Annotated in this window: 12 protein-coding genes; 1 reads left to right on the forward strand and 11 read right to left on the reverse strand. The window is 69.8% G+C overall.

Annotated elements, in window-relative coordinates:
- Positions 1–9 precede the first annotated feature (9 nt).
- Genes QUD34_RS00185 through QUD34_RS00200 form a run of 4 tightly spaced genes read right to left on the reverse strand, consistent with a single transcriptional unit; the run spans position 10 to position 4,021 of the window.
- On the reverse strand, positions 10–1,860 hold the full coding sequence (locus QUD34_RS00185; protein WP_286354562.1) for a tetratricopeptide repeat protein: 1,851 nt from the start codon (positions 1,858–1,860) through the stop codon (positions 10–12).
- Positions 1,861–1,866: 6 nt separating this feature from the next.
- Positions 1,867–2,523 carry an FHA domain-containing protein gene (locus tag QUD34_RS00190; RefSeq protein WP_286354563.1) on the reverse strand — a complete coding sequence of 219 codons (657 nt, stop codon included), beginning with the start codon at positions 2,521–2,523 and terminating at the stop codon, positions 1,867–1,869.
- Positions 2,524–2,555: 32 nt separating this feature from the next.
- Positions 2,556–3,236, reverse strand: a complete 681-nt coding sequence (locus QUD34_RS00195) for a LolA family protein (protein WP_286354564.1) — start codon at positions 3,234–3,236, stop codon at positions 2,556–2,558.
- Complete coding sequence (locus tag QUD34_RS00200; protein ID WP_286354565.1) at positions 3,236–4,021, reverse strand: MBL fold metallo-hydrolase; 786 nt, start codon at positions 4,019–4,021, stop codon at positions 3,236–3,238. The genes QUD34_RS00195 and QUD34_RS00200 overlap by 1 nt, the downstream gene beginning before the upstream one ends.
- Here QUD34_RS00200 and QUD34_RS00205 point away from each other — a divergent pair.
- On the forward strand, positions 4,020–4,556 hold the full coding sequence (locus QUD34_RS00205) for a GNAT family N-acetyltransferase (RefSeq protein ID WP_286354566.1): 537 nt from the start codon (positions 4,020–4,022) through the stop codon (positions 4,554–4,556). The genes QUD34_RS00200 and QUD34_RS00205 overlap by 2 nt on opposite strands.
- Here the strand turns inward: QUD34_RS00205 and QUD34_RS00210 are convergent.
- The 7 genes from QUD34_RS00210 to fsa all read right to left on the reverse strand — a co-directional run bounded on the left by QUD34_RS00210 (position 4,516) and on the right by fsa (position 12,033).
- Positions 4,516–5,388 (reverse strand): CPBP family intramembrane glutamic endopeptidase, encoded by an 873-nt coding sequence (locus QUD34_RS00210; RefSeq protein WP_286354567.1) that lies wholly within the window; start codon positions 5,386–5,388, stop codon positions 4,516–4,518. The genes QUD34_RS00205 and QUD34_RS00210 overlap by 41 nt on opposite strands.
- Positions 5,389–5,463: 75 nt before the next feature.
- Positions 5,464–6,543 carry a hypothetical protein gene (locus tag QUD34_RS00215; protein WP_286354568.1) on the reverse strand — a complete coding sequence of 360 codons (1,080 nt, stop codon included), beginning with the start codon at positions 6,541–6,543 and terminating at the stop codon, positions 5,464–5,466.
- Between the two features lie 7 nt (positions 6,544–6,550).
- On the reverse strand, positions 6,551–8,089 hold the full coding sequence (locus QUD34_RS00220; protein WP_286354569.1) for an acyl-CoA carboxylase subunit beta: 1,539 nt from the start codon (positions 8,087–8,089) through the stop codon (positions 6,551–6,553).
- A 116-nt stretch (positions 8,090–8,205) separates the two neighbouring features.
- Positions 8,206–8,907: a DUF4410 domain-containing protein gene (locus QUD34_RS00225; RefSeq protein WP_286354570.1), complete on the reverse strand. Its 702-nt coding sequence runs from the start codon at positions 8,905–8,907 to the stop codon at positions 8,206–8,208.
- A gap of 68 nt (positions 8,908–8,975) precedes the next feature.
- Positions 8,976–10,835 carry an aspartate ammonia-lyase gene (locus QUD34_RS00230; protein ID WP_286354571.1) on the reverse strand — a complete coding sequence of 620 codons (1,860 nt, stop codon included), beginning with the start codon at positions 10,833–10,835 and terminating at the stop codon, positions 8,976–8,978.
- Positions 10,836–10,918: 83 nt separating this feature from the next.
- Positions 10,919–11,329 carry a histidine triad nucleotide-binding protein gene (locus QUD34_RS00235; RefSeq protein ID WP_375380004.1) on the reverse strand — a complete coding sequence of 137 codons (411 nt, stop codon included), beginning with the start codon at positions 11,327–11,329 and terminating at the stop codon, positions 10,919–10,921.
- 56 nt (positions 11,330–11,385) lie between these two features.
- Positions 11,386–12,033, reverse strand: coding sequence for a fructose-6-phosphate aldolase (gene fsa, locus QUD34_RS00240; RefSeq protein ID WP_286354573.1), 648 nt, complete (start codon positions 12,031–12,033; stop codon positions 11,386–11,388).
- Positions 12,034–12,094: the final 61 nt, after the last annotated feature.

Below are 12,094 nucleotides of genomic sequence, written 5' to 3' on the forward strand. Positions count from 1 at the left end.
CGTTGGGGTCTATCCGAGGAGCGGGAGCCACGCGGCCTGCTGGGCCTTGGGCAGGGTCTTCACGCGCTCCAGGAGCTTGAGGCGGGACTGCCAGCTCTTGTCGCCGGGGAAGAGAGCGCGGCCTCGGCGCAGGTCCTCGGCGGCCTCCTCCCACTTGGCCTGCCCGGCATGGGCTGAGCAAAGCAGGAGCTGGAGGCGGGCGGCGCGGGCCCGCAGGTCCGCGTCGTCGGGCTGGGCCCTCAGCAGGGCGTCCATGACCTTGGCGGCGGCCTCGAGGTCGCCGTTCTGCAGGTGCTTCTGAAACTCCGGGAGGCTGGCGCCGGTGACGCCGCCGGCCAGGCCGATCCGGGCCTTTTCCAGCAGCTGGGGACCGGCGGCTTCCGCGGGATGCTGGGTCACGAGGGTCTGGGCCCGCAGGTAGGCGCGGAGGGGATCCCGGTCGAGGGCGGTTTCGGCCTCCTCGCGGATGTCCGTGGGTGTCTCCGCCAGATCCGGCGCCTGGGCCTGCTGGAGCACCGGGGCCACGGCGGCCGTCCGGGCCGCCTTGACGGCCTCCTTCAACGCCTGGTCCTGACGGTAGCTGCGCAGGCCGACGACCCCCACGATCAGCACCAGCAGTCCGCCCCCGAGCAGGGCGAGCGTCTTGGGGCTCTTCAACCAGGGCAGCCGGTCTGAGGCGCCCTGGAGGCGGCCGGGCAGGGAGAGGCCCCCCCGCGGCGCCCGGGCGGCTTTGAGCAGGGAGGCGGGGGGCGCCACCGCGCCGGGGTCGGGAAGGGTGGAGAGGGGCTCCTCCTCGACCATGGTGATGGGATGGGAGGAAAGGGCCTGGGGCTCGACGACAGGGCCCGGGGGCGGGAGGAGGCTCGGGCTGGGACCCTGCGTGCGACCGGCAGGCTGGCGGCACCGCTGGAGACCCTCCAGGGCCCTAGGATGGCCAGGCGACAGGCTGAGGGCCTGCTGATAGGTGAAGGCCGCCTCCTCATGGCGTTGGAGGGACAGCAGGTGGTCGGCTTGGCGGAGCTTGAGGTCGAGGGCCTCGGCCTCCGCCACGGCCGCCCGGACCGTCGAGCCGGTCTGCGCCGCGGGGGACAGGGCGCTCTGGGTCACCTCCTGCCGGGCCTGGCGCAGGTAATCCTGGATCTCCTCGCGGTGCGGCTCGAGGACGAGGACCCGCTCCCACTTGGAGATGGCCTCCTCGGTGAGCCCCATGTCGTAGAGCTGCACGGCCTCGCGGAGGAGCCGGGCCACATCGTCATCCCCGAAGGCGATGGGCGAATCCGCCGGGGGAGGGGCCTCGGGCGCCTGCAGCGGCGGCATTCCCAACTCGCGGCGGGCGCCGTTCGCGTAGTTCCGGGCGAGGGCATGGTCGGGGTCGAGGGCCAGGACCTGCTCCCACTTGTGGAGGGCGTCCTCCAGCTGGCCCATGTCGTAGAGGGTGCAGCCCTCGATCACCAGGCGGTTGAGCTCCACGGGCGCCGAAGCCGGTTCCGGGGCCGGGGGCTGGGCGAGGGTCGGGACGAAGGCCGGGAGCGGCGCTGCTGAAGGCGCGGGAGAAGGCGCTGGTGAGGGCGCCGGCGAAGGTCTGGGTGGGGGCGGTGCCACGGCCTCCGGCGGGGTCCTGTCCACGGGTGGTCGGACGGGCTCCGGAGCGGCCACGGCTTCCGGCGGGGGCCCCTGCAGGGCCAGCAGCCGCTTCCGGACGGTCACCAGGCGTTCGCGGGCCTCGGTGTGGGCGGGCTGCTGCTTGAGGATGGCCTGCCAGATCTGGCCCGCCTTGACGATCTCGTCGCGGGCGAAGAGCTCGTCCGCTTGGCGGAGGTAGGGCGCATAGGGATCAGGCGGCAGGGCGTCGTTCGGCATGGAGGCTCAATTCAGCGGAAACTCGTCGATGTTGCGCACCAACAGCATGAAGGTGCTGTTTCCGCAGGTGAACTCCTGCTGGCTGGCGAGCTGGACGGGTTCCGAGATGCGTTCCCCGTTCACATGGGTGCCGTTGGTGGACTGCTGGTCCGTGATCCACACCGTGCCGTCGGCGTGGATCTCCAGGACCGCGTGGCAGCGCGAGGTCTCGGGATCCCGGGTGATGACATCGCCCTCCTCCCGGCCGATGACGATCCGGGGGCGGTCCAGCACCTGCACCGTGGAGGCCTGCGGGCCGCTGAGGAAGGCCAGGCTGAAGCGGTAGCCGGAGGGCAGTCCCGGCTTCTGGAGGCCCGCGGCCACCAGCATGGCTTCGCGGTCCCGGCGGGCCGTGGTGCGGGCGGGGGGGATCGGAGTCTGCGGGGTGGGTTCGGCGCCCGGCTCGGGGCCCAGGTCGAGCCCCGGATCAGGGCCCACCTCGGGAACAGGGCCGGTGAAGGGGCGGGTGAGCGTTTCCCCCATCGGCAGGGCCCCCATCGCCGGATTCACCACCTCGAAGACATGGCTGCACTTCGGGCACTTGAAACGCTTCGTCCGGACGCCGCCGAAGCGGCTGTCGTCATATTGGAAGCGGGCCTGGCAGGCCTGGCACACCACGATCATCGGACCCTCGAAAGCGCCTCTGAAGTGTAGCCCTACTTTTTCCGCGTGGCGAAGAAGCTGAAGTCGCTCCGCACGGGGATGCCCTCCGGGAGCTTGAAGCCCGTGACGGCGGCGGGCAGGGGCTGATTGGTCCGCAGGGGTCCCAGCTCCACCATCCAGGAGTCGCCGCTGCGCTCGATCCACTGGACTTGCCTGGGCAGCCAGGTCTCCTTGTCCACCCAGAGGTTCAGGGCCTGCATCCGCTTCCGCATGGACAGGGTCCGGGGCGCCATGGCCAGGAACCAGGCTCCGGGCAGGTCCCGCGTCTCCTCGAGGCGGATTTGGAAATACTCGGAGAGGTAGCTGAGCTTCTGGCCCAGACCGAGGAACTTGCGATCGGCGTTCCGGATGAGGCCGATCTTCATCAGCTCGCCCTCGCCGGCCCCGGGGCTATAGGAGACGAGGGCCTTGGGGGTGAGATGCAGGATCAGGTCTTCCGGGGGCTGGAAGGCGAAGTGGACGAAGTCCGAACCCTGCAGGTAGAGGGTGCCCCTGGTGACCGAGGGGGTCTTCAGCAGGGCGCGGCGCAGGGTGAGCGTGAAGGGGCACTGGAGGGTCTGCACCTGGGCCTGGGCCGCGTCGAAGCGCTCCACGGCCTCCCGCAGGGGGGGCGGGGCGGCCGGGGCTGTCTGGGACAGGACCAGGCAGAGGAGGAAGGACAGGCGTCGGATCATCAGGCATCCATCAGGGGAGAGGGGAGGGCGAGGGGTTCCCGCTGGTGGGCCAGGTGCAGGGCCGTGGCGGCGCCCCGCAGGGCCTCCTCGGCGGCGAAGCGGGCCAGGTCGGGGTGGTTGTTCGATTCGCTCAGGTGCGCTAGCACCACCTGCCGCATCCGGGGCGACAGGACCCGGGCCAGCAGCTCGGCCATGGCGGCGTTGCTGAGGTGCCCCACCCGGCTGAGGATGCGGGCCTTGAGCTGGGGCGGATAGCTGCCTTCCCGCAGCATCTCCACATCGTGGTTGGCTTCCAGCACCAGGAGGTCCAGTTCCTGGAGGTGGTCGGCCACCAGGGCCGTGGGGTGCCCCAGGTCCGTGACCACCGCCGCCGCCATGCCCCCGGCCTCCACGCGGTAGGCCACGGGGTCCTCGGCGTCATGGGGCAGGGCGAAGGGCAGCACCCGCCAGCCGTCCCAATTGCAGGGGTGTCCGGCCTCCACCTCGATCCAGCGCGAGGCGGGGATCTCGAGACCCTGCGCCCGCTGCACGGCGGCCCGGGTGGCGGCGGTGGCCAGGATGGACCAGTCGGTGCGACGCAGGATCACCCCCACGGCACCGATGTGGTCCGAGTGCTCGTGGGTGAGCGCCACGGCGCGCACCAGGCTGGGATCCCAGGCGAGGGCGCCCAGCCGCTGGCGGATCTGGAGCAGGGAGATGCCCGCGTCGATGAGCAGGGTCCGGCTCCCGTCCGACAGGGCATGGCAGTTCCCCTTGGAACCGGAGGCGAGAGCTGCATAGTGCATGGATCAGGATACCTCCTACACTAGCGCCATGAACGCGACCCTCCGACCCTCCACGCCCGCCGACCTGGAGACCCATGTGGCCCACCGCCTGGCCATGTTCCGGACCATGAAAGTGGGCACGGAAGAGGGCCTGTCGCGCATGGCCGAGGCCTTCCGCCCCCAGCTCCGCACCTGGCTCCACACGGGCCAGTGCCGCGGTTTCATCGTGGAGGAGGACGGCCGCGCCGTGGCCAGCGTCCTCCTGCTGATGCGGGACGCGATCCCCACCCCGGTGACGCCGCTGTCCGTGCGGGGCTACCTCTTCAACATCTACACGGAGCCGACCCACCGCCGCCGGGGCTTGGCGGCGCGTCTGACGGACGCGGTGCTGGAGCTGGCGCGGGAGCTGGGCCTGGAGATCCTCGAAGTGCACGCCAGCCTGGAGGCCGAGGGGCTGTACCAGCGTCTGGGCTTCATGCCCACGAGCGAGATGCGCCTGGTGATGAGTGCCGGGATCAAGACTCCGAAGCAGTGGAAGCACCGGCATCAGCCCTGATCCCCTGCCAGCGCCACAGCCCGGAGATGGCCGCCGTGCAGACGAGGGCGCAGATCAGGCTGGCCTCCAGTCCGAAGGTGCCGCCGGTGAGCCAGTCGGGACGCCCGAGGAAGGTCGGGGTCCACCAGCCCTGGTTGGTGGTGCCGCTCACGCCGAACCCCAGCAGGTTGCCTTGCGTCCAGTTCCAGCCCAGGTGCACGCCGATGGGCAGAGCCAGGCTGCCCGTGCGCCGCCAGCAGAAGGCCAGCAGCAGGGCCGCCAGGGCGATGTTCAGCGTGGCCCAGGCCTTGGTGGCTCCCGCCATGCCGGGGTTGCCCCAGTGGCCGAAGGCGAAGAAGGCGGCGAAGGCCAGCTGGGCCAGGGGGAAGCCGAGGCCCCGCACCGCCCGCTGGAAGGGGTAGCCGCGGAAGAGGATCTCCTCGAAGCAGGCCACGGCGAGGTACAGCCAAGCCCCCTTCAGGAGGTCGGCGGGGCCGATGTCGGCGGTCCGGACCCAGTGCACGCCGCCGGCCCCCCAGACGATGGCCGCCGTGATCACCATCAGGGCGAACCCGCCCAGGGAACCCAGGGCGAGGTCCCGGACGAAGCGCCGATCGAGGCGCAGACCCAGGGAGGTCAGGGTCGCCTCCTCGATCCGCAGGCAGATCCACGAGGCGACCAGCACCGACAGGGTGCCGATCCACTGCCCCGGAAGCAGCGCCTTCCAGGGGCCGGGAAGCAGGTGGCGAAGGCCGCCCGTGAGGAGGCTGAACAGCAGCATGAGGGCGAAAAACCCCAGGACCTTCCAGCCGTTGCGGACGGCACCATGGTCGTCGACGAAGGCTCTGTGCATGGGGATCCCTTTACGGAGTGGGCCTCGGGACCGGCTCGGAGGTGGCTTGGGGCCGGCTCGAGGTTGGGGCGGCGCCTAGCGGTAGGTTTCCGTGGAGCGCATGTCCCACTCCACCTCGAAGGTCACCAGGAGGGCGGGGCCGGTCTTGGGATCCGCCCCCACCACCCGGGCCGTGAGCGCATTGGTGCCACGCCACCGGTTGGGGTTCTGGGCATCCTGGTGCATGTCCCACATCTGTTCCTGGCGGCCCGCATCGCCCGTCGGCCCGCCCTGGGTATCCCGGTAGCCGACGAGGTAGAGCCGGCCCGCGTTGAGGAATCCCGAGACCGGAGGCTGGGTGCCGCTCTCGATCCAGTGGGCGGCGGCGCCCACCTGGAGGAGATCGACCGTCGAATCGGGCCGGTCCACCCAGTCCTTCGACCAGGATTCGGCCTCCTTGACGATGGCCTTGTGGCTGCCCGAGATGCCCGTGACCCGGACCCGCCACTTGGAGATCCGATGGCTCTGGACGGAAAGGGGCCCCGCGGGGGCACCGGGATGCCCGGTCTCGACAGCCTTGAGCAGCGACTCGTAGTCGAACATGGTCAGGGTGTTTTCGGCCGCGGCGTGGAGGCCCTCCAGCTTCCCGCCCTGGGCGACGAGGGCTTGGCCGTGCTTCTTCATGCCGGCCCAGTCGCCGAGGTGGGCGGCCACGAAGAAGCAATGGGCCAGCTCGCGCATGTTCGGGGAGGGCTGGGCGGACACGGCCGCGTAGGCGGTCCGCATCCGGTCGAGGTCGAGCAGCCGCCAGGCCAGCTCCAGCCGCAGACCGTCCCGGGCGCGGGCCTGGCCGGCGCCGACGGTCTCGAGCAGCGTCCAGGCCTTCAGGAGGTCGGCCTGCGTGCGGGCGGCCTGCAGGTAGGTCTGCTCCTTGCCGTGCCGGAAACCCCGGATGAGGTTGGTGGCCCAGAGCCACGAGGCGGCGGCGAACCGGGCCTGCTCCGTGGCCTTGGCCGGGTTCAGGGCCAGGGCGGCCAGGCGGATGGGGCTGGCGTCCTCCAGGTCCTTCTTTCCCGCGGGATCCTCCCGTTCGAGCCGGGCCATGGATTCCGCGAAGATCCGCTCATCCTGGGCGACGAGGCTCAGGGCGGCAAAGGCGAGGAGGGCAGCGCGCATGAGGCTCCTACAGGGGGATGTTCCCGTGCTTCTTGGGGGGCATGCTGTCGCGCTTGGTTTCGAGGAAGGCCAGCGCCTTGACCAGCTTCTGGCGGGTTTCGCGGGGGAGGATCACCTCGTCCACGAAACCGAATTCCGCGGCGATGTAGGGATTGGCGAACTTCTCGTTGTACTCGGCCACGAGCTCCGCCTTGCGGGCGACCGGATCCGGCGCGATGGCGATGGACTTGCCGTGAAGGACATTCATGGCGCCCTCGGCCCCCATGACGGCGATCTCCGCCGTGGGATAGGCGAAGTTGAAGTCTGTGCGGATGTGCTTACTGGCCATCACGCAGTAGGCGCCGCCGTAGGCCTTGCGGGTGATGACGGTGATCTTGGGGACCGTGGCCTCGCAGTAGGCGAAGAGCAGCTTGGCGCCGTGGCGGATGATGCCGCCGTGCTCCTGTGTCACGCCCGGCAGGAAGCCCGGCACATCCTCGAAGGTGATGAGCGGGATGTTGAAGGCGTCGCAGAAGCGCACGAAGCGCGCGCCCTTTTCGCTGGAGGCGATGTCGAGCACGCCGGCGTAGAAGGCGGGCTGGTTGGCCACGATGCCGATGCTGCGGCCATCGATGCGGGCGAAGCCCACGACCAGGTTTGGCGCGAAGGCCTCGTGCACCTCGAAGAAGTGCGCGTCGTCCACCACGCCGCGGATAATGTCGCGGATGTCGTAGGGCTTGCTGGGATCGTCCGGCACCACCTTGTCGAGCTCGGGGTTCTCCAGGGGCATGGGGTTCTTGGGCGCGCGCCGGGGCGCCTCGCCCAGGTTGTTGCTGGGCAGGAAGGAGAGCAGCTCGCGGGTGTGGGCCAGGGCCGCGAGATCGCTGGCGCAGACGAAGTGGGCCACGCCGCTCTTGGCCGCGTGGGTGTGCGCGCCGCCCAGCTCCTCCTTCGAGACCTCCTCGTGGGTGACGGTCTTGATGACATCGGGCCCCGTCACGAACATGTAGCTCGTGCCCTTCACCATGGTGATGAAGTCCGTGATGGCCGGGCTGTAGACCGCACCGCCCGCGCAGGGGCCCATGATGAGGCTGATCTGGGGGATGACGCCGCTGGCGAGGGTGTTGCGCAGGAAGATGTCGGCGTAGCCGCCGAGGCTCACCACGCCTTCCTGGATGCGGGCGCCCCCGCTGTCGTTGAGGCCGATGACCGGACAGCCCACCTTCATGGCCAGGTCCATCACCTTGCAGATTTTCTTGGCGTAGGCCTCGCTGAGCGACCCGCCGAAGACCGTGAAGTCCTGGGCGAAGACCGCCACGGGGCGGCCGTCCACGCGGCCGAAGCCGGTCACCACGCCATCGCCCGGGATCTTCTCCACGCCCCAGGCGCGGTGGACCATGAGGGCATCCATCTCCTCGAAGGAGCCCTCGTCGAGGAAGGCTGCCACCCGCTCCCGGGCCGTGAGCTTGCCGCCCTCATGCTGCTTCTGGACCCGCGCCTCGCCGCCGCCGGCCAGGGCCTGGGCATGCTTGGCCTTGAGGATCTCGATCTTCTTTTCGAGGGACATGGAAACTCCGGGGTACCGACGAAGGCGACTGACCAGGGGGGATCAGTCGCCAGTTTAGCCGACCCCGGTGACCCGGCGCGGAAGTCTGGGGCCGGCGCCGTCGGCCGGCCGGAGGCCTACTTGAGGGCGCGGACCGCCACGAAGGAGGCGAACTTGTCCGCCCACTTCACCAGCTTGTCCTGGATGTTGCTCATGGCCGTGCCGCTGATGGCGCGGTGGTGGACGGCCAGGAGGAGCTCCCCGGTCTTCGGGTCCAGCACCTTCAGATCCCAGGTGGCGGTCTCGCTGCCGGCGCCCAGGCCGATGAGCCACTTGGCCGCCTTGCTGCCCGCGTTGGCATCCACGAAACGGCCCGTGAGCACCAGGTCGCCATCGGTGCGGCTCACCTTGGCCCGGCCGTTGAAGGCACCCGTCAGGGCTCCCCGCAGCATGCCCGGAAAACTGTCCGTCAACTCGGTGGCCTTGGCGTTGTCCTTCCCGTCCCGGCCCTTGCGGAGCATGGCGGGATCCTCCCAGGGCCGCATATGGAGGGAGCGCCCCGTGAGGTCGAGCCCGGGCTTGATCCAGAAGAAGTCCACCTCATCGCCCTTGGTGAAGACGATGCCCTCGCCGAACCAGGAGGGATCGAGCAGGCCATCGTCCTGCAGGGGCGCCTTCGGGGCCGTCGGCTTGGGCGCCGGAGCAGCCGGGGTCGACGGTGGCGCGGGGGCGACCGCGGGGGCCGCGACCGGGGCGGCCGGGGCGGGAGCCGGAGGGAGCGGCGCCTGGGCGCACAGGCACAAGGCGGGGCCCATCAACGCGATGAGGGAACGGGGCATGGGGACTCCAGGGATTGGGAAGCCCCCATGCTAGCGCAGAACACGGTTAGCGCAGAACGGCCCGTGGCCTAGCGGAGGGGCCTCGGCTGGGTCATGGCCTCGAGGCTGAAGGCCTCGTCGCACTCCGCCGGGGTGAGGTAGCCCTTGCGCAGGATCAGCTCCCGCACGGGCAGCCCGGTCTCCAGGGCCTCCTTCGCCACTTCGGTGGCGCGCTTGTAGCCGATGGCGGGCATCACGGCCGTGACGATGCCGATGCTGTGCTCCACGAGGTCGAGGCAGCGCTCCCGGTTGGCGGTGATGCCCACGATGCACTTGGTGGTGAGGACATTCACCGCGGCCGTGAGGTTGCGCATGCTGGTGGCCAGGCTGTAGGCCAGGATGGGCTCCATCACATTCAGCTGGAGCTGGCCGGCCTCGGCGGCGAGGGTGATGGTGAGGTCGTTGCCGATGACCTGGAAGGCCACCTGGTTGACCACCTCGGGAATCACGGGGTTCACCTTGCCGGGCATGATGCTGCTGCCGGGCTGCATGGGAGGCAGGTTGATCTCGCCGAAGCCGCAGCGGGGGCCGCTGCTGAGCAGGCGCAGATCGTTGCAGAGCTTGCTGAGCTTCACGGCGGCGCGCTTCACGACGCCGGAGAACATGACGAAGGCGCCGGTATCGGGCGTGGCCTCGACGAGGTTCTCCGCCAGGACGATGTCCAGGCCCGTCACCCGGCACAGCTCCTCGACCACGAGCTGCGGGTAGCGGGGATCGGCGCAGATGCCCGTGCCGATGGCCGTGCCGCCCATGTTCACTTCGAGGAAGAAGCGGGCGGTCTCCTGCAGGCGCTGGATGTCCTCGCCCGTGGTGACGGCGTAGGCCTCGAACTCCTGGCCCAGGGTCATGGGCACGGCGTCCTGCAGCTGGGTGCGGCCCATCTTGATCACATCGGAGAACTCGCGGCCCTTGGCGTGCAGGGCCGCCTTGAGGCGGTTCATGGCCTCGAGCAGGTTCTTCAGCATGAAGATGGTGCTGAGGCGCAGGGCCGTGGGATAGACATCGTTGGTGCTCTGCCCGAGGTTCACATGGTCGTTGGGGTGGCAGAAGGCGTACTCGCCGCGCGCGTGGCCCAGCAGCTCCAGCGCCCGGTTGGCGATCACCTCGTTGGCGTTCATGTTGGTGGAGGTGCCGGCGCCGCCCTGCACCATGTCGGTGGGGAAGTGGCCGTGCCAGTGGCCGTCGATGATCTCCTGGCAGGCCCGGTCGATGGCCTCCGCGATGGGCGCGTCCAGCAGGCCGAGCTTGGCGTTGGCGCGGGCGGCGCCCTGCTTGACCATGGCGAGGGCGCGGATCATGGCGGGGAAGTGGCTGGTGGGCACGCCCGTGATGGGGAAGTTGTGCACGGCGCGCAGGGTCTGCACGCCGAAGAGGGCATCCTCGGGCACCTCCAGGGGGCCGATGAGGTCGGTCTCGCGGCGGGTGCGGCCGCTGGCATAGGCCTGTTCGCGGCCAGTGCGGGGTGTGGCCGAGTAGAGCAGCCGCTGGTGCAGGACATTGGCGACCTTGCTGAGCACGGCGATGGCCGCGGCGCCGTCCTGGCCCAGGCTGCCGAGCACTGCCTCGCGGTCCAGGTCCAACAGCACGGCGGGCGTGAGGGCATGGCCGGTGGCGGTGTGCATGCTGACGGCGAGGAAGGACTGCTCGCCCGCCACATCTCCCGGGCCGAGGATCACCACGGGCTCGGCGCCTTCACCGTTGTCGCGGGAGATCTCCACGCGGCCCTCGGCGATGACCGTGGCGCCCGTGCGGGCCTCGCCCTGGCGGAAGAGGCAGGTGCCGGCCGGCACTTCCCGGCGGCGCGCGGCCTTGGCAATCAGGCTCAGGTCCGCGTCGGACAGCCCGGAAAAGATTTCGCAGCGGCGAAGGACAGATGTGATCGCATCCATGTGAAGGCCTCCGGCCCGGTCCCGGGCCTTCGGCCATGGTATCGGGCCCTTTTTACGATTCGGTCACGAATCCGCCGGATGTCTTACCGTTCCGCCGGATCTTTCGTGATGGCGTCCTCGCGGAGCTTTTCGCCGCCCACCACATGGAAGTGGAGGTGGAAGACGCTCTGGCTAGCGTCCTTCCCGGCGTTGGAGATGACGCGGAAGCCCTCGTCCAGGATCCCCTGGTCCCGGGCCACCTTCACGCAGGCACTGAGCAGGGCCGCGCGGGTCTCCACAGGCAGCTCGTCCAGCTCCTTGAGGCTGGCTACATGTTGCTTGGGGATGACCAGCAGGTGCACCTTGGCGCGGGGCCGGATGTCCCAGAAGGCCAGGACATACTTGTCTTCGTAAACCTTCCGCGAGGGGGCCGTCCCCGCCACGATCTTGCAGAAGACGCAGGCCGCCGGTGCTGGAGCAGGTGCCGGCGCGGCGGGTTTCGGCGTCTCCGCCACCGGCGCCTGACAGGCCGTCAGGGCGAGCGTCGCGAGGAGGGCGAGGGCCCGGCGCATCAGCGGCCGCTCTTCGCCCAGTCGGCGAGGAAGCCTTCCACGCCCTTGTCCGTGAGGGGGTGCTTCAGCATCTGGTCAAAGACCTTGGTGGGGATGGTGGCCACATGGGCGCCGGCCAGGGCCGCGTCCGTGACATGGCGGGGCTGGCGGATGCTGGCGGCCAGGCACTGGGTGGCGAAGCCGTAGTTCTCGAAGATGGCCACGATCTCGCGGATCAGCTCCATGCCGTCCAGGTTGATGTCGTCCAGCCGGCCGACGAAGGGCGACACATAGGTGGCACCGGCCTTGGCGGCCATGAGGGCCTGGGTGGCGCTGAAGCAGAGCGTCACATTGGTGCGGATGCCCTCGGCCGTGAGCGCCTTGCAGGCCTTGAGGCCCTCGGCGATCAGCGGCAGCTTCACCACCACATTCTTGTGGATCTTGGCGAGGCGGCGGCCCTCCTCGATCATGCCGGGGGCCTCCAGGCCGATGACCTCGGCGCTGATGGGACCGTCCACGATGCCGCAGATCTCGGCAATGATCGCCTCGAAGGGCTTGCCCGTCTCCTTGGCGATGAGGCTGGGGTTGGTGGTCACCCCGTCCAGCACGCCCAGGGCGTTGATGCGCTTGATCTCGTCGATGTTGGCGGTGTCGATGAAGAACTTCATGGGTCACTCCCGGCCCTGCTCATGCTGGACCCTTCCATTCTCCCAGGGCCCGCGGGAAGCT

The organism is Geothrix oryzae (assembly GCF_030295385.1).
Taxonomy (GTDB): domain Bacteria; phylum Acidobacteriota; class Holophagae; order Holophagales; family Holophagaceae; genus Geothrix; species Geothrix oryzae.

Excerpts from the sequence above, each read along its gene's own strand:
- QUD34_RS00195 (WP_286354564.1), bottom strand. The coding sequence starts at position 3,236 with ATGATCCGACGCCTGTCCTTCCTCCTCTGCCTGGTCCTGTCCCAGACA.
- QUD34_RS00200 (WP_286354565.1), bottom strand. The coding sequence starts at position 4,021 with ATGCACTATGCAGCTCTCGCCTCCGGTTCCAAGGGGAACTGCCATGCC.
- QUD34_RS00205 (WP_286354566.1), top strand. The coding sequence starts at position 4,020 with ATGGATCAGGATACCTCCTACACTAGCGCCATGAACGCGACCCTCCGA.
- QUD34_RS00230 (WP_286354571.1), bottom strand. The coding sequence starts at position 10,835 with ATGGATGCGATCACATCTGTCCTTCGCCGCTGCGAAATCTTTTCCGGG.
- QUD34_RS00225 (WP_286354570.1), bottom strand. The coding sequence starts at position 8,907 with ATGCCCCGTTCCCTCATCGCGTTGATGGGCCCCGCCTTGTGCCTGTGC.
- QUD34_RS00185 (WP_286354562.1), bottom strand. The coding sequence starts at position 1,860 with ATGCCGAACGACGCCCTGCCGCCTGATCCCTATGCGCCCTACCTCCGC.
- QUD34_RS00215 (WP_286354568.1), bottom strand. The coding sequence starts at position 6,543 with ATGCGCGCTGCCCTCCTCGCCTTTGCCGCCCTGAGCCTCGTCGCCCAG.
- QUD34_RS00220 (WP_286354569.1), bottom strand. The coding sequence starts at position 8,089 with ATGTCCCTCGAAAAGAAGATCGAGATCCTCAAGGCCAAGCATGCCCAG.
- QUD34_RS00190 (WP_286354563.1), bottom strand. The coding sequence starts at position 2,523 with ATGATCGTGGTGTGCCAGGCCTGCCAGGCCCGCTTCCAATATGACGAC.
- fsa (WP_286354573.1), bottom strand. The coding sequence starts at position 12,033 with ATGAAGTTCTTCATCGACACCGCCAACATCGACGAGATCAAGCGCATC.
- QUD34_RS00210 (WP_286354567.1), bottom strand. The coding sequence starts at position 5,388 with ATGCACAGAGCCTTCGTCGACGACCATGGTGCCGTCCGCAACGGCTGG.